Source organism: Nonomuraea sp. NPDC050153, from assembly GCF_044460125.1.
GTDB lineage: Bacteria > Actinomycetota > Actinomycetes > Streptosporangiales > Streptosporangiaceae > Nonomuraea.
This window is the reverse complement of record NZ_JBITJQ010000004.1, coordinates 76,062-91,784: the sequence shown is the minus strand read 5'-3', so window position 1 is coordinate 91,784 and position 15,723 is coordinate 76,062. Positions and strand designations below refer to the sequence as shown.

The window sequence follows — 15,723 nt, the reverse complement described above, 5'->3', positions numbered from 1 at the left end:
CGCGGCGCTTCGGCGTGTCGGGCTACGCCTGGAGGATGCGGCTGAGGAAGTCTTCGACGGCGGTTACGGCTGCGGCGTGGTCGCCGCCGCGCGCCACCATGAGGGCACTCTCGTTGATGGCCGCCAGCAGCATGTGCGCGTGCAGGTCCAGGAACTCCTCGGGCACCGCCCCCGTGGCCCCCAGCGCCGCCTTCAGCATCCCGAACGAGTAGCGCTCCTCCATGGCCCGCCACCGCTCCCAGCCCAGCACCGAAGGCGCGTCGATGAGGACGATGCGCTGGATGACCGGGTCCCCGGCGAGTGAGATCCAGGCCAGGACGCCGGTGCGGAGGGCCGCCGCCGGGTCGGTGATGCCTTGGACGGCCTCGACGATCTTGTCGCCGATGGCGGACTCCGTGGCCTCCAGGACCGCCTCGAAGAGGGCGTCCTTCCCGGCGTAATGGTGGTACAGCGCCCCCCGGCTCAGCCCCGACTCCTGCAGCACCGCCTCGATCGAGGTGTCGTCGTAGCCCCGGTCGGCGAACAGCCGCGTGGCGATCGTCAGGACCCTGTCGCGGGTTGCCGCGCCGCGTTCCGCCTTGAGGTTCATGCGACCACCATAGACAAACCGACCACCAGTCGGTAATTTTATAGACCGACAGTCGGTTTGTAATCCGCCAAGGAGGAAGCCCATGGAGGGCATCAGCTACGTCGACGTGGGGGAAGGGCCGGTCAGCCTGTTCGTGCACGGCGTCGGCACCAGCTCGCACCTGTGGCGCGAGGTCATCGCCGCGTTCCGCGACGAGCGTCGCTGCGTGGCCATCGACCTGCCGCTGCACGGCGGCAGCGCTCCGCGCGACGACCTGTCGATCCCCGCGCTCGCCGAGGCCGTCGAGGAGCTGTGCGAGGGGCTCGGGCTGACCGACGTGGATCTCGTCGCCAACGACACCGGCGGCGCCGTGGCCCAGGTCTTCGCCGTACGCCACCGCAAGCGCCTGCGTACGCTCACCCTCACCAACTGCGACGTCCACACCAACACCCCGCCCGAGGCGTTCAAGCCCACGGTCGACCTGGCCGCCAGGGGCGAGCTGGCCGCGCTCACGGCGCTCGTCCTGGACCAGCCGGAGCTCCTGACCCAGACCGCGTTCGGGGAGGGCTACGAGCGGATCGACGACCCGGCGGCGGTGGTGGACGCGTACCTGCGGCCGATCTTCACCAAGCCCGGCGGCGGGCGGGCCTTCGAGCGCCTGCTGACCTCGATCGACGCCAAGGACATGATCGCCATCGAGCCGCAGCTCACCGTGCTGACCGTGCCGACGCTCGTGGTCTGGGGCACGGGAGACGTGTTCTTCGACGTGAGCTGGGCCCGGTGGCTGCGGGACACGATCCCCGGCGTCAAGGAGATCGTCGAGATCGAGGGCGGGCGGCTGTTCTTCCCCGAGGAGCGGGCGGACGAGCTGGTGCCGCACCTGCGCCGCTTCTGGGCCCGTCGCTAGGCTCGGGCGCCGGCCGTAGGATCGCCCCCATGTACCTGGAGACGCTGCGGCGCTACCCCGTCAAGTCGATGCTGGGGGAGGAGCTCTCCGAGAGCGAGGTCACCGACCGGGGGCTGGCCGGGGACCGGGTGCGCGCGGTGCTCGACGTCGCGACCGGGAAGATCGCCAGCGCCAAGAACCCCCGCCTCTGGCGCGGCCTGCTGGCGATCGAGGGCACCGGGGTCCCCGGCGACGAAGAGCTGTCGACGCTGCTCGGGCGTGAGGTCCGGTTGATCGACGTGCCCCCGGAGGGCGCCGAGTTCGAGCGCTCGGTGCCGGAGCAGGTGCTGGCCGAGGGCGTCGAGGCGGAGGTGTCCCACACCGTCGGCACGCTCGGCGGCGCCTCACCCGGCGGGACGTTCTTCGACTTCGCCCCGATCCACCTCATCACGACCTCGTCGGTCGCGAGGATCGGCGCGCTCGGCCCGCGCGGCACCGTCGAGGCCCTCCGCTACCGGCCCAACCTGGTGATCGGGACGGAGGCGGAGGGGTTCGTGGAGAACGACTGGGTGGGGCGCGAGCTGCGCATCGGTGACGAGGTGGCGCTGTCGGTGATCGTGGCCAGCCCGCGCTGCGCGGTGCCGACGCTCGGGCACGGGAGCCTCGGGCGCGATCCGGACGCGCTCCGCACGGTGGCCAGGCACAACCGGGTGCCGGTGTTCGACATGGGGCCGCAGCCCTGCGCGGGGGTGTACGCGCGAGTGGTGCGGCCCGGTCGGATCAGGAAGGGCGACCGGGTACGCGTAGCCTGAGGCGGCAGGTCCGCGTGCCCGTCAGCGCGGCTTACGAGGCCAGCGGCGTGAGGTACTTGTCCAGGTCGTCGAGGATCTTGCCGGCGGCCGTGACGCCGATGCCGGTCATCCAGACCTCGTCGTCCACGCTGTGGGCGTTGCCCGACGTGACCGCCTTCAGGTTCTTCCACAGCGGACCGCCGGTCACCGCCGCCTGCGACTTGGCGGCCGCCGCGCCGTACGCCGTGTAGAAGATCGCGTTGGCGTCGGCCTTGGCGATGTTCTCCTGGCTCAGCTTGCCGAAGCGCTTGTCCGCCTGGTCGGCCAGTTGCTGCGCCTCGGGCCGCTGGATGCCCGCGTCACCCACCACGATGCCGCTGAAGGACTCGGGCCCGTACATGCGGATCTCGGTGGGCATGAACCGCACGATGCTCACCTGGAGCTTCGAGAACTTGGCCCCGACCTCCTTGGCCCGCTGCTCGTACGCCGACAACAGCTGCTGGGCCTGGTCCTTCTTGCCCAGCGCCTCGGCGTCGAGCAGGAAGTTCTCCTTCCAGGTGATGCCCACCTTCTCGGTGAACACGGTCGGCGCGATCTTGCTGAGCTTGTCGTAGAACGCCGCCTGCCGGAACTTGGTGCCCAGGATGAGGTCCGGCTTGAGCGCCATGATGGCCTCGATGTTGGGGGCCTGCAGGGTGCCGACCGCCTTGGTGGCCGACAGGGCCGAGCCGAGGTACGCGGGCCACTTCTGGTTCTCCTGGGCCTGCGCCGCGCCGACGGGCGCCAGGCCGAGCGAGACCATCGTGTCGAGCTTGTCCGTGTCGAGCACCACGACCCGCTTGGGGGTCATCGGCACCTTCGTCTCTCCCATGGCGTGCTTGACGGTCCGGGTCGGGCCCGCCTCCTGCGAGGAGGTGGAAGTGCCGCAGGCGGCGAGGGCGAGGACGGGGAGCATGGCGGCGACGGCCAGGCGAAGACGCATCGGCATTCCTTGATCGTAGGTTAGGCAAACCTAAGTGTCTCATGCCTGATATGGCTGAGCCCAAAAGGGAGGTGTGAGGACCCCGAAACCCGCTCGAAACACCAGTGTGGCGAGATTCACGAATGTGAAACATGCCTGGTCGAGTCATGAAACTCCGGCCGAACACGCTGTGGCCACACGTCACATGTAAGGAGGGTCGCGTCGTGAAGATCGATAGCGGCACCACAGCCTGGATGCTCGCGGCCACCGCGCTGGTGTTGCTGATGACTCCGGGTCTCGCTTTCTTCTATGGGGGCATGACCAGGGCCAAGAGCGTCCTGAACATGATGATGATGTCGTTCGGCGCCATCATCACGGTGACCATAGCCTGGGTGCTGTTCGGGCACTCCCTGGCGTTCACCGACAACCCCAGCTCGGCGATCAACAACGTGGTCGGCGGCTTCGACGCACTCGGCCTGCAGAGCCTGGTGGACACGGCCACCAAGGACGACGGCACCGGCATGCCGAGCCTGGTCTTCTCCGCCTTCCAGCTGACCTTCGCCATCATCACCGTCGCTCTGATCAGCGGCGCGATCGCGGACCGGGCGAAGTTCGGGGCGTGGCTCCTCTTCAGCGTCATCTGGGCGACGATCGTCTACTTCCCGGTCGCACACTGGGTGTGGGGCACCGGCTGGCTCAACACGATGGGCATCGAGGACTTCGCGGGCGGCACGGTCGTCCACATCAACGCCGGCGCCGCGGGCCTGGCACTGTGTCTCGTGCTCGGCAAGCGCCAGGGCTGGCGCAAGGAGCCGATGCGGCCGCACAACCTCCCGTTCGTCCTGCTCGGCGCGGGCCTGCTGTGGTTCGGCTGGTTCGGCTTCAACGCCGGCTCCGAGCTGGCCGTCGACGGCACGGCCGGCCTGGCGTTCATGAACACCCAGATCGCCACCGCGGTCGCCGCGGGCGCCTGGCTCGTCGTGGAGAAGCTGCGTGACGGGCACGCCACCAGCCTCGGCGTCGCCTCCGGCGCGGTCGCCGGTCTGGTCGCCATCACCCCCGCCTGTGGTTTCGTGGACCCGTGGGCGGCGATCCTCATCGGCCTGATCGCCGGCGCCGTCTGCGCCTACGCCGTGGGCCTGAAGTACAAGCTCAACTACGACGACTCCCTCGACGTGGTCGGCGTGCACCTGGTGGGTGGCGTCATCGGCGCCGTCTCGCTCGGCTTCCTGGCCGCCTACCCCTTCCTGGAGCAGCAGAGCAAGGGCCTGTTCTACGGCGGCGGCTTCGGCCAGCTGGGTCTGCAGGTGCTCGGCCCGGTCGCGGTCGGCGGCTACTCCTTCGTCGTCACCTGGGTCCTCGGGAAGATCATCGACAAGACGATGGGCTTCCGGATCACCACCGAGGAAGAAGTCACCGGCATCGACGTGACCACGCACGCCGAGACCGGGTACGACCTCGGCACGGTCTACGCCTCCGGCGTGACCTCCTCCAACGGGCCCTCCGCCCCGGCCGCTAAGAAGGTGGACGCATGAGGCTCATCACGGCGATCATCAAGCCCTTCAAGCTCGATGACGTGAAGGCCGCACTGGAGCAGTTCGGCATCAAGGGAATGACGGTCAGCGAGGCGAGCGGCTACGGCCGTCAGCGCGGCCACACCGAGGTCTACCGCGGCGCCGAGTACCAGGTCGACCTGGTGCCCAAGGTCCGCCTGGAGGTCCTCGCGGACGAGGATGACACCGAGGACGTGATCGACGTCATCGTCAAGGCGGCGCACACCGGCAAGATCGGCGACGGCAAGGTCTGGTCCGTCCCGGTGGACACCATCGTCCGTGTCCGCACGGGAGAACGGGGCCCAGAAGCCCTGTGACCTGCGACAGGGATTCCATGACGGATCCACGGCGACGCCCGGACGACGATGTCCGGGCGGAGCTCGGCAAGGGGGCACAGCATTGAGGGGAGAGGCCCGTTCGTACGCCGCGGCCCGCAAGGAGCGGGCCGCGGACACCGACCGCTGGCTCAAGGATCTCTTCCGCACGGCGAGCGACGGCGACCAGGTCTCACTGGTCGCCGTCGGTAGCCTCGGGAGGGGCGAACTGGCACCCGGCAGCGACCTCGACCTGGTCCTGCTGCACAACGGCCGGGCCGACGTGGCCAGGATCGCGGACCGGATCTGGTATCCGATCTGGGACTCCGCGGTCAACCTCGACCACTCCGTGCGGACGGTCGAGGAGGCGGTGACCGTCGCCAGGCAGGACCTGAAGGCGGTGCTCGGCCTCATCCAGGCCCGGCACGTGGCCGGCGACCCCGAGCTGACCAAGAAGGCCAGGGAGGCGGTGCTGGCCGAGTGGCGGGCCGACTCCCGGCGCAGGCTCAGCGAGCTGCGTGAGGCGGCCGACAAGCGCGCCCAGGTGAGCGGCGAGCTGTCCTTCCTGCTCGAACCCGATCTCAAGGACGGGCGCGGCGGGCTCCGCGACGTCCAGGCCATGCAGGCGGTGGCCGCCGCCTGGGTCGCCTCGGCGCCCGGTCCCAGGGCCCGCGAGGCGTACGAGTTCATCCTCGACGTGCGGCACGCGCTGCACGTCGTGACCGCCCGCGGCACCGACCGGCTGGTGCTGCAGGAGCAGGACGCCGTGGCGGGGCTGCTCGGCCTGCTCGACGCCGAGGCGCTCATGCGCCGGCTCGCCGAGGCGGGCCGGACCATCTCCCACGCCTTCGACGGCACCTGGCGCACCGTTGACAGACTCCTGTCAGGTCCCGCTCCCCGAGGCCGCCGCCCGCTGGCGGACGGCGTGGTCGAGCACGCCGGCGAAGTGGTGCTCGCGAGGGGGGTGGACCCCCGTAAGGACCCCGTGCTGGTGCTGCGCGCCGCCGCCGCGGCGGCCGACTCCGGGCTGCCGCTCGCTCCCGCGACGGTGTCCGTGCTCGCAGCTCAGTCGCCTCCCATGCCGGTGCCGTGGCCCGAGGAGGCACGCGACTCGCTGGTGTCGATCCTCGGCGCGGGCCGCGCCGCCGTGCCCGTGTGGGAGGAGCTCGACCAGGCGGGCATCCTTGTCAAGCTGCTTCCTGACTGGGAACGCGTACGCCACCGTCCCCAGCGCAACCCGATCCACCGCTTCACGGTCGACCGGCACCTGATCGAGGCCGCGGCGAACGCCGCCAGCCACACCCGCGAGGTCTCCCGCCCCGACCTCCTGCTGATCGGGGCGCTGCTGCACGACATCGGCAAGGGCTGGCCCGGGGACCACTCGGCCACCGGCGAGGTCGTGGTCCGCGACATCGCCACCCGCATCGGCCTGTCCGCGCAGGACGTCGAGACCCTCGCCACCGTCGTACGCCACCACCTGCTGCTGCCCGAGACCGCCACCCGCCGGGACCTCGACGACCCCGTCACGATCGAGAAAGTCGCCGCCACCGTCGGCACGCGGGAGGTCCTCGACCTGCTGGCCGCGCTCGCGGTCGCCGACGGCAACGCGACCGGGCCGGCCGCCTGGAACGGCTGGAAGGCAGGGCTCGTCGCCGACCTCGTGCGCCGCGTCAGGTCCGTGCTGGCCGGCTCGCCGCCGCCCAAGCCGCCGACCCTGTCGGCCGACCAGACCGCGCTCGCCAGGCACGGCGGCGGGGCCGTCCGCGTCAACGGGGGAGCCGTCACGGTCGTCGCCCCCGACCGGGTGGGGCTGCTCTGGAGCGCCGCCGGCGTGCTGTCCGCGCACCGGCTCATCGTCCGCTCCGCCTCGTCCGCCTCCGCGGGCTCCACCGCGGTGATCGAGTTCTCCGTCATCCCCGAGTACGGCTCCCCGCCCGACCCTGCGACACTGGAGTCCGATCTCCGTCTCGTCCTTGCTGGCCGTCTTGACATCGAGCAGCGGCTGGCCCGCCGCACCCGGGCCATGAGGCCGCCTCGGGTACCTGTGGCCCCACCTCGGGTAACACTGGTCGACGACGCCTCCGCGACCGCCACGGTGGTGGAAGTCAGGGCCCATGACAGGCCGGGGCTACTGTGGCGTATCGGACGGGCGTTCGGCGAGTGCGGTCTTGACGTGAGGGCCGCTCGCGTGGAGACTCTCGGCGCGGAGGCGGTGGACGTCTTCTATGTCGTGGATCGCGCCGGTCGCCCCCTCGGCGACGCCGGGCAGAGGGCACAAGTCCGCGATCAAGTCCTGGCCGCACTGCGATAACCAACTGCACACGGCTACCGGTCACATGTGTAACGATTGTGTCCGAAATGCCCGGTAAGTCAGAACCTGCGGATACCTTGTGGACGGCTTGAAGGCCCGTCGGTGACGGGACGATTGAGGGGTAGCGGAAGCAGTGACTACGGGGAACTCCGACAGCGGCCCAGCCGTGAAGCGGGACCGCGGAAGGCGGCCACTGCCACGCCTGGGCCTGAGAAACTGGCGTGTGCGGTGGCGGCTCACCGCCCTCATCCTGGTGCCCACGATGGCCGGCGTCGTGCTCGGGGGAGCACGAGTCGTCGGGTCGGTCCAGAGCATCGCCGCCTACGACCGCACGGCTGCCGGGGCGGAGCAGGCGGGGCGGATCCGCGACCTGCTGCAGGCGATCGGGCTGGAGCGTGACACGGGCGGCTGGATCGGCGCCAACCGCGCCATGCGCAAGAAGCTCGCCCAGCCGCTCGCGCAGCGTAAGGCCGCGGTGGACGCGTTGGTCAAGACCGTGAGCGCCGACCTCGACACGATGGACGACTCGTACGGCCCCCGCATCGTCAAGGCCGCCCAGCAGGCGAAGTACGACCTGGGCCGGCTGCCGAGGATCCGGGCCGAGGGCCAGACCGAGACCATCCGCTACGACTTCCTCACCGACACGCTGCTCAAGTTGCACGACGAGCTGAGCCTGCTGTCCGACGACTCGCAGATCATCGGCCAGTTCCGCGCCCTGAGCGCGCTCGCCGCGGCCAAGGAGGAGATCTCCCGGCAGCGCGTCCAGCTGCTCCAGGCCTCCTACGACTCCCAGCGCGTGGACGCCAAGGAGGTCGAGCAGTTCATCGCCTCCAACGCCCGCGAGCAGAGCGACATCACCGCCGTCGGCGCGGAGGCCGGCGCCGAGGTCGGGCTCAAGCTGTCCAAGGCGCTCACCTCCCAGCCCGAGTACGTCAACGTCCAGCTCACCAAGTCGCGCGCGGTCACGCTGGCCAGCGGCCGGGCGCCGGGCGCGCGGATCAGCGACAACCTGATCTCCGCCAACGGCAGCCGCGAGCAGTGGTTCAACGAGAACTCCGTGGCCATCGACGTGCTGCACGGCATCGAGCAGGAGCTGGCCGGCGAGGTGAGCCTGCGCAGCAAGGAGCTGCGCGAGTCCGAGATCCGCAGCGCGATCATCGCGGGGATCCTGATCCTGGCGCTGTTGCTGCTGGTCCTGCTGCTCACCGTGGCCATCGCCCGCTCCATGGTCACCCCGCTGCGCCGGCTGCGGACCGAGGCCCTGGAGGTGGCCGGCTTCCGGCTGCCCGACGTGGTGCACCGGCTGCGGGCCGGCGGCGACGCGTCCGCGGGCGAGGTACGGCCCATCGAGGTCGAGGGCAACGACGAGATCGGCGAGGTCGCCAGGGCCTTCGACCAGGTGCACCAGCAGGCTGTGCGGCTGGCGGGCGAGGAGGCCGACCTGCGCAGCAACATCAGCTCGATGTTCGTCAACCTCTCGCGCCGCACCCAGACGCTGGTCGAGCGGCAGATCTCGCTGATCGACGGTCTGGAGAAGGGCGAGCAGGACGGCACCCGGCTGGCCGACCTGTTCAAGCTCGACCACCTGGCCACCCGCATGCGCCGCAACTCCGAGAACCTCCTGGTCCTGGCCGGCCACGAGGCCACCCGCCGGCGCAGCCAGCCGGCCAAGCTGGTCGACGTCGTACGCGCCGCGCTGTCGGAGGTCGAGGGCTACGAGCGCGTCCAGGTCAAGGTGCACCGGGGCACCTCCGTGCTCGGCAGCGCCGCGAACGACCTGGTTCACCTGGTCGCCGAGCTGGTCGAGAACGCCATCCAGTTCTCCCCGAGCAACTCCCCGGTCGTCGTCACCAGCAGCCTCATCGAGGGCGGCGGCGCGCTGCTGTCGGTGAGCGACACCGGCATCAGCATGACCGAGGACGAGCTGGCCGAGGCCAACCGCCGCCTGGCCGAGCCGCCCGTCGTGGACGTGTCGGTCTCCCGGCGCATGGGCCTGTTCGTGGTCGGCCGCCTGGCGCTGCGCCACGGAATCCGGGTCCAGCTCAGGAGGGGCGAGGGCGCCGGTCTGATCGCCATGGTGCTGCTGCCGCCCACGCTGATCGCCGACGGCACGCAGCAGCAGCCGCTGCCGCAGCGGCCCGCGTTCGGCGGCGGAACCGTGCCGACCCCGGCGGGCCCGCCCGTGCAGAACGGGGCGCAGAACGGGACGTTCAGGTCGTTCGGCAGCTTCGACTCCTTCGACGGCGGACGGCGCCCCAACGGGCCCGCCCCCAGGCACGGTTTCCCGGCTCCAGAGAGCACCCCGGGACCGCGCTCGTACGACAGCACCTCCGGACCGCGCTCGTACGACAGCTCGCCGTTCCACTCGGACCCCGGCAGGGCGGGTGTGAACGGATTCACCGCCGACACCGACGGTGGCTCCTACCGCAGGCAGGCGCCGTCGTTCGACTCGGGCGTCTTCCCGTCGCTCCCGAACACGGGCTCCTACCCATCCGGAAATGGCGCGTTCCAGACGCCCCCGCCGCCTCCGCCGCTCCCGTCGTATCCCACGAACGACGTGCGCAGACCTGACCCGACGCCCTCGGTCGAGATGTCGCCCATGGAGCAGGAGCAGGAGGAGTTCCTGCCGATCTTCGCGGCCGTGGAGTCCGCCTGGTTCCGCAGGCCGCCGGAGGAGACGGCGGCGCAGGTGCCCGGAGATGGTGAGGACAAGCCCTCGCAAGCCGTACCCTCTGGGGAGGAAGCGTGGCGAACGGCGGCCGACGCCGGTTGGCGCGCGGCGGCCGCTGCCGCCGAGCCCAGCCTCGGCGGCATCACCGCCGCCGGGCTCCCGAAGCGCACCCCCAAGGCCAACCTGGTTCCCGGTACGGCGAGCCAGCAGGCGCAGCCGCAGCAGCCGCAGCGGCCCGCTCCGATGCCGCCCGTTTCGGCGGATCGGATGCGCAGCCGGATGGCCAGTTACCAGCAGGGTGTGCGACGGGGCCGCCAGGAAGTACGTGGACAGGAGGAACAGAGTGAGTGAGCGTCCCGCCGGGGAGGATGCGTGACAACCCTTAGCCACGAGGCGAACAGGTTCGACTGGCTGATCACGGATTTCGTGCGTAACACGCCCGGAGTCGCGCATGCAGTCGTCGTGTCGGCCGACGGCCTGTGCCTGGCCGCCTCTGAAGGCTTCCCGCCGGACCGGGCCGACCAGCTCGCCGCGGTCTCCGCGGGCCTGCTGAGCCTGACCGTGGGGGCGTCCAGGGTGTTCGAGGGCGGGTCTGTGACGCAGACCGTCGTCGAGATGCAGCGCGGGCTGCTGATCGTCATGGCGATCAGCGACGGCTCCGTCCTGACGGTGCTGGCAGGCCCCGACTGCGACATGGGCCTGGTGGCGTACCAGATGACGTTGCTGGTGGACAGGGCCGGACAGGCGCTCACGCCGGCTCTGCGTGCCGAACTCCAGGCCGCCAGGACCCGGTGATGTGATGGAACTGATGGGAGAGGGCCGTGTACGGCGTTGACGGAGCCGGGGACGAAGAGCCCCTGTTCCGTCCTTACGCGGTGACAGGTGGCCGGTCCGAGCCGCGCTACCACCTCGCGATGGAGACGTTGATCTCGTCGATGTCGATCCCGGACGACGAGATGGCCCTGCTCACCCCCGAGCAAGAGGCCATCATGCAGTTGTGCAGGTCGTTCCGGTCGGTCGCCGAGATCTCGGCCCTGCTCCGTGTCCCGCTGGGCGTGGCCAGGGTGCTTGTGGCGGACATGTCCGACGAAGGGCTTGTCCGCCTGCACCAGCCACACCTCAGCCAGGGACAGCCAGACCTCAACATGCTCGAAAGGGTGCTCAGTGGACTACGCAGGCTCTAGCCCCGGGCTGACGTCGACGAAGATCGTCGTCGCCGGTGGGTTCGGCGTCGGTAAGACGACGTTCGTGGGGGCGGTGTCCGAGATCCTTCCGCTCACCACAGAAGCGGTGATGACCGACGCGTCCGCGGGCATCGACGACCTCGGTCTCACCCCCAACAAGCAGACCACGACCGTGGCCATGGACTTCGGCCGTCTCTCGCTCGACCGCGACCTGATCCTCTACCTGTTCGGGACGCCCGGGCAGCACCGGTTCTGGTTCATGTGGGACGACCTCGTGCGTGGCGCCATCGGCGCGGTCGTGCTGCTCGACACCCGCCGGCTGGCCGACAGCTTCCCCGCGATCGACTACTTCGAAGAGGCGAAGCTGCCGTTCGTCATCGGCGTCAACGGCTGGGACGGGCAGTTCCCGCACGCCGAACAGGAGGTCAGGGAGGCGCTCGCGCTGTCGCCGCACGTGCCGATCGTCCGTACGGACGCCCGCAACCGCGAGTCGGTCAAGGCGACGCTGATCTCGCTGGTCGAGCACGTCGTGCGGCTGCGTGCCGCGCCCGTGCGCTAACCCCAGGGGACGCTCTCCAGCGAGTTGAGCACCGGCACCAACTGCTCCTCCTCGTAGGCGAAGTGGGCCTCCATCTCGCCGGCGATGCGCTCCAGCGTCGCCGGCTCGGTGGCCTCCCGCAGCTCCGCGACCAGCCCGGCGATCACCGCGTGCTCGGCGCGCAGTCGGTCGAGGGGCTCCTTCAGCTCGGGGAAGAGCTTCTCCAGATGCGGGAACGCCACCCGGTCCTCGCCGTTGTGGTGGAAGGTCATCGCGTCGCAGAAGGCCAGGCAGCGCGCCCGCAGGTCGAGGTGAGGAGCGGCCGCTCCTTGACGGACCTTGGCCAGCTCGCCCCTCAGGTGGTCGTGGATCCTGGCCAGCTCGTCCCCGAACGCCGCCAGCCGTTCGAGCTCGGGGTAGAGCGCGACGACCGGGATGGCCCGCTCGGTGTTCGCCTGGTAGGCGGCGAAGGCCGGGTCGATCGCGGCCTGCCGGGCGTACAGGCGGTCGCGCTCCTCGCCTTCGAGCGGCACGGCCCTGGCCGCGAACCTCTCGGTGCCCAGCTCGACGATCACCCTCGGGTTGGCGAGCACGTTGTGGTACCAGGCCGGGTTGGCGGCGCCGCCCGCGTTGGAGGCGAACACCAGGACCCGGTCGCCGTCCCGCAGGTAGACGGCCGGGTTGGTGCGCCGCCGGCCCGTCTTGGCGCCCGTGGTGGTGAGCAGCACGAGAGGCGCACCCTCGAACATGCCGCCCACCTTGCCGCCGTTCGCCCGGAACTCCTCGATCACCTGCTGATTGAAATCGGTCACGTCATATCCTTGGACGAGGCTTCGTATTTGCTTTGCAAGCAAAGCTAATTTGGACATCAAGGTGTTGGACATGTCAACAGACGGCTTGAGTGTGGACGACGGGATCAGGACGTTGCTGCTGCTGATGCCGCGCATGGTCGGGCGGGCCAAGCGGCTGGGGGTGCCCTCCGAGCTGCAGTCGCTCTCCCTGGCCCCCAGGCATCTGTCGCTGCTGGCCTACCTGCTGTTCGACGGGCCGATGACGGTGAACGAGCTGGCGGCCCGGCTGGAGGTGGCGCCCGCGACGGTCAGCCTGATGGTGGGGGATCTGAGCAGGAAGGGCGTCCTGGACCGGCGCGAGGACGACGCCGACCGGCGCCGCACGATCGTGAGCATCGCCGACCGGCACCACGAGTCGATCAACGAGTGGCTCGGCTACGGCGCCAAGGCCTGGCGCGAGGCTCTGGGGCCGCTCACGCCGGAGCAGCGGCGGATGTTCGTGGACACCCTCATGGCCTACGAGCGGGCCCTGTCAGGATGAACTGCCGGGCTGGACCGTCTCAGGCTGAGCGGCGGTTCACCAGGGCCTCGATGCCGTCGAGGACGCGCTGCAGGCCGAACTCGAAGGCGTGCTCCGGGCTGTAGGCGGCGTTGAGGGCCTCGCCCGCCGCCTGGCCCACGCGCGAGGCCGTGGGGTAGCGGGCGGCGTCGGAGATCCGGCTGAGGAAGGGCGCGTGCGCGGCCCACCACTGCTCGTCGGTCATGCCCGTCTGGCTCTCGGCCTGCGCCGCCTCCACCGCGCCGCGCGCGGTCCCGTGCACGAACCCGGCGACCAGTGTGATCACCGAGTCCATCTCCAGGTCCGTGAGCCCGATGCCGTCCACGGCACGCAGCTCGTAGTCGTACTTGGCCGTGACGTTCGGGCCGAGCACCGGGCGGCTGGCCGCCACTTGCAGCAGCCACGGATGGCGCAGGTAGAGGGCCCAGTTCTCCCTGGCGATCTGCTCCAGCCGGCCCCGCCAGCCCCCGGGCACGTCCTGCGGCCTGGCCGTCTCGCCGTAGACGGTGTCGAGCATGACGTCGAACAGCTCGGGTTTGCCCGGCACGTACGTGTAGAGCGACATCGTCCCGACGCCCAGCCGCTCGGCCACGCGGCGCATGGACAGCGCCTGCAGCCCCTCGGCGTCGGCCACCTCGATGGCGGCGCGCACGATGCGGTCGACGCCCAGCTCGGGCTTGCCCTTGCGGCTGGCGCGCTCGCTGGTGCGCCAGAGCAGCGCGAGGCTGCGCGCGGGGTCGCCCTTTCCCGAGTACTCAACGCTCACAAACGTACGGTACACCGTACGGTTGCCTGCATCGAACCGTATGGTGTACGGTACGCCGTACGGAACAAGGGAGGGGGCACGCATGCCAGCGGTGCTCGCGCAGGACCTGCGCAAGAAGTACGGCGAGAAGGCGGCGCTCGACGGGATCGACCTCGACGTGGGCCGGGGCACGGTCTGCGGACTGCTCGGCCCCAACGGCGCGGGCAAGACCACGGCCGTCCGCATCCTCACCACCCTCCTGCGCGCCTCGGGCGGGCGCGCGGAGGTGGCGGGGTTCGACGTGGCGGCCCAGCCCCGGCAGGTACGCCGCAGCATCGGCCTCGTCGGCCAGCACGCCGCCGTGGACGAGATCCTGACCGGGCGGCAGAACCTGGAGCTGTTCGGCCGCCTCTACCACCTCGGCCCGTCGAAGGCCCGCGCCAGGGCGGAGGAGCTGCTGGAGCGGTTCGGGCTGGACCACAAGGGGCCGGCCAAGGAGTATTCGGGCGGCATGCGGCGCAGGCTCGACCTCGCGGCCAGCCTGATCCTGGCGCCGCCGGTGCTGTTCCTCGACGAGCCGACGACGGGGCTGGACCCGCGCAGCCGCGCGGAGATCTGGCGCGCGGTGCGCGACCTCGTCGCGGACGGGACCACCGTGCTGCTGACCACGCAGTACCTGGAGGAGGCCGACCAGCTCGCGGACCGGATCTCGGTGATCGACGGCGGGCGCGTGGTGGCCGAGGGCACGCCGGACGAGCTCAAGTCCAAGCTCGGCGGCGACCGGCTCGACGTGGTGATCCACGACCCGGCCCGGGTCGACGAGGCCGCCGCGATCGTCGGCGGGGTGGCGTCGGGGCCGGCCGAGGTCGACCGGGACACCAGGCACGTGAGCGCGCCGGTGGGCGAGCGGGTGCGGGCGCTCACGCAGGCGCTCGCGGCCCTGGCGGCGGCCGGGATCGAGGCCGAGGACGTCGCGCTGCGCCGCCCCACGCTCGACGAAGTCTTCCTGAACCTCACCGACGCCGGAGGAGGCACGAGATGAGATGGGCTCTGGCCGACGGCTGGACCGTCGCCCGCCGCGACCTGATCCACTGGGCGAACCAGCCGATGACGGTGGTGTTCGGGGTGCTCTTCCCCGTGATCATCACGCTGGCCTTCGGCTACCTGTTCGGCGGCGCGGTCGAGGTGCCCGCGGGGGCCGACTACTTCGAGTTCCTCATGCCCGGCATGTACGGCATGACGATGCTCTTCGGTCTCAGCTCCACCATGATCGCCGTCGCCACCGACGTCTCCAAGGGCGTCACCGACCGCTTCCGCTCGATGCCCATGGCGCCCTCGGCCGTGCTGGTCGGCCGGGCCGTCGCGGATCTGCTCAACTCGGTCCTGATCCTGGCCGGGCTGCTGGCCTGCGGGCTGGCGGTGGGCTGGCGGCCGGCGTCCCTCCCGGGCGCGCTGGGCGCCGTGGGCCTGCTGCTCCTGCTGCGCTTCTCGCTGCTCTGGGCCGGCATGTACCTGGGGCTGCTGACCAGGGATCCGGGCGGGGTGGTGGCGATCCAGACGCTGGAGTTCCCGGTCGGCTTCCTGTCGAACGCCTTCGTCGCCCCCGGCTCGATGCCGGGCTGGCTGGGGGCGATCTCGGAGTGGAACCCGCTGTCGTCCACGGTCGCGGCGGCCAGGGAGCTCTTCGGGAACCCCGGCTGGGGCGGCGACTCGTGGGTGGCCCAGCACGCCGTCCTGATGGCGGTGGTCTGGCCGGTGGTGATCACCGTCGTCTTCTTCGCCCTGTCGGTACGCCTCTACCAGCGGCTCGACCGGTAGGCGTCACAGCACCCGCTCGGTGAGGAGGGCGAC

At 70.6% G+C, this 15,723-nt stretch carries 16 protein-coding genes; 12 read left to right on the top strand and 4 right to left on the bottom strand.

What is annotated here, in order from left to right; genetic code table 11:
• Positions 1 to 22: 22 nt before the first annotated feature.
• Complete coding sequence (locus ACIBQ1_RS12500; RefSeq protein ID WP_397276903.1) at positions 23 to 589, bottom strand: TetR/AcrR family transcriptional regulator; 567 nt, start codon at positions 587 to 589, stop codon at positions 23 to 25.
• Between the two features lie 82 nt (positions 590 to 671).
• On the opposite strand from ACIBQ1_RS12500, the gene ACIBQ1_RS12495 reads away from it, so the two are divergent.
• Together ACIBQ1_RS12495 and ACIBQ1_RS12490 are read left to right on the top strand one after the other, a co-directional pair.
• Positions 672 to 1,475, top strand: coding sequence for an alpha/beta fold hydrolase (locus tag ACIBQ1_RS12495; protein ID WP_397276901.1), 804 nt, complete (start codon positions 672 to 674; stop codon positions 1,473 to 1,475).
• A 29-nt stretch (positions 1,476 to 1,504) separates the two neighbouring features.
• On the top strand, positions 1,505 to 2,266 hold the full coding sequence (locus tag ACIBQ1_RS12490) for an MOSC domain-containing protein (protein ID WP_397276899.1): 762 nt from the start codon (positions 1,505 to 1,507) through the stop codon (positions 2,264 to 2,266).
• 31 nt (positions 2,267 to 2,297) lie between these two features.
• Here ACIBQ1_RS12490 and ACIBQ1_RS12485 read toward each other — a convergent pair whose 3' ends face one another.
• A complete protein-coding gene (locus ACIBQ1_RS12485; protein ID WP_397276897.1) occupies positions 2,298 to 3,227 on the bottom strand; it encodes an ABC transporter substrate-binding protein in 930 nt (309 codons plus the stop codon).
• A 203-nt stretch (positions 3,228 to 3,430) separates the two neighbouring features.
• Between ACIBQ1_RS12485 and ACIBQ1_RS12480 the strand changes: the two genes are divergently transcribed.
• The 7 genes from ACIBQ1_RS12480 to ACIBQ1_RS12450 all read left to right on the top strand — a co-directional run bounded on the left by ACIBQ1_RS12480 (position 3,431) and on the right by ACIBQ1_RS12450 (position 11,798).
• Positions 3,431 to 4,741 carry an ammonium transporter gene (locus ACIBQ1_RS12480; RefSeq protein WP_397276895.1) on the top strand — a complete coding sequence of 437 codons (1,311 nt, stop codon included), beginning with the start codon at positions 3,431 to 3,433 and terminating at the stop codon, positions 4,739 to 4,741.
• Positions 4,738 to 5,076, top strand: a complete 339-nt coding sequence (locus ACIBQ1_RS12475) for a P-II family nitrogen regulator (RefSeq protein WP_355379103.1) — start codon at positions 4,738 to 4,740, stop codon at positions 5,074 to 5,076. The genes ACIBQ1_RS12480 and ACIBQ1_RS12475 overlap by 4 nt, the downstream gene beginning before the upstream one ends.
• An 82-nt stretch (positions 5,077 to 5,158) precedes the next feature.
• Entirely contained in the window at positions 5,159 to 7,384 is a 2,226-nt protein-coding gene (locus tag ACIBQ1_RS12470) for a [protein-PII] uridylyltransferase (protein ID WP_397276893.1), read from the top strand.
• A gap of 223 nt (positions 7,385 to 7,607) precedes the next feature.
• A complete protein-coding gene (locus ACIBQ1_RS12465) occupies positions 7,608 to 10,406 on the top strand; it encodes a nitrate- and nitrite sensing domain-containing protein (RefSeq protein ID WP_397276891.1) in 2,799 nt (932 codons plus the stop codon).
• Positions 10,407 to 10,427: 21 nt separating this feature from the next.
• Positions 10,428 to 10,850 (top strand): roadblock/LC7 domain-containing protein, encoded by a 423-nt coding sequence (locus ACIBQ1_RS12460; RefSeq protein WP_185071483.1) that lies wholly within the window; start codon positions 10,428 to 10,430, stop codon positions 10,848 to 10,850.
• 26 nt (positions 10,851 to 10,876) lie between these two features.
• Positions 10,877 to 11,239: a DUF742 domain-containing protein gene (locus tag ACIBQ1_RS12455; RefSeq protein ID WP_355379108.1), complete on the top strand. Its 363-nt coding sequence runs from the start codon at positions 10,877 to 10,879 to the stop codon at positions 11,237 to 11,239.
• Positions 11,220 to 11,798, top strand: a complete 579-nt coding sequence (locus ACIBQ1_RS12450; protein ID WP_185071485.1) for an ATP/GTP-binding protein — start codon at positions 11,220 to 11,222, stop codon at positions 11,796 to 11,798. Before ACIBQ1_RS12455 ends, ACIBQ1_RS12450 begins: the two co-directional genes overlap by 20 nt.
• Here ACIBQ1_RS12450 and ACIBQ1_RS12445 read toward each other — a convergent pair.
• Positions 11,795 to 12,589: a nitroreductase/quinone reductase family protein gene (locus ACIBQ1_RS12445; RefSeq protein WP_397276890.1), complete on the bottom strand. Its 795-nt coding sequence runs from the start codon at positions 12,587 to 12,589 to the stop codon at positions 11,795 to 11,797. The two genes, ACIBQ1_RS12450 and ACIBQ1_RS12445, sit on opposite strands and share 4 nt — an antisense overlap.
• A gap of 70 nt (positions 12,590 to 12,659) precedes the next feature.
• Between ACIBQ1_RS12445 and ACIBQ1_RS12440 the strand changes: the two genes are divergently transcribed.
• Positions 12,660 to 13,109, top strand: coding sequence for a MarR family transcriptional regulator (locus ACIBQ1_RS12440; protein ID WP_397276888.1), 450 nt, complete (start codon positions 12,660 to 12,662; stop codon positions 13,107 to 13,109).
• Positions 13,110 to 13,128: 19 nt separating this feature from the next.
• Here ACIBQ1_RS12440 and ACIBQ1_RS12435 read toward each other — a convergent pair whose 3' ends face one another.
• Entirely contained in the window at positions 13,129 to 13,893 is a 765-nt protein-coding gene (locus tag ACIBQ1_RS12435; protein ID WP_397276887.1) for a TetR/AcrR family transcriptional regulator, read from the bottom strand.
• Positions 13,894 to 13,975: 82 nt separating this feature from the next.
• Between ACIBQ1_RS12435 and ACIBQ1_RS12430 the strand changes: the two genes are divergently transcribed.
• Together ACIBQ1_RS12430 and ACIBQ1_RS12425 are read left to right on the top strand one after the other, a co-directional pair.
• Entirely contained in the window at positions 13,976 to 14,914 is a 939-nt protein-coding gene (locus ACIBQ1_RS12430; RefSeq protein ID WP_397276885.1) for an ATP-binding cassette domain-containing protein, read from the top strand.
• Positions 14,911 to 15,690, top strand: a complete 780-nt coding sequence (locus tag ACIBQ1_RS12425; RefSeq protein ID WP_397276883.1) for an ABC transporter permease — start codon at positions 14,911 to 14,913, stop codon at positions 15,688 to 15,690. Before ACIBQ1_RS12430 ends, ACIBQ1_RS12425 begins: the two co-directional genes overlap by 4 nt.
• The last annotated feature ends 33 nt before the right edge of the window (positions 15,691 to 15,723 follow it).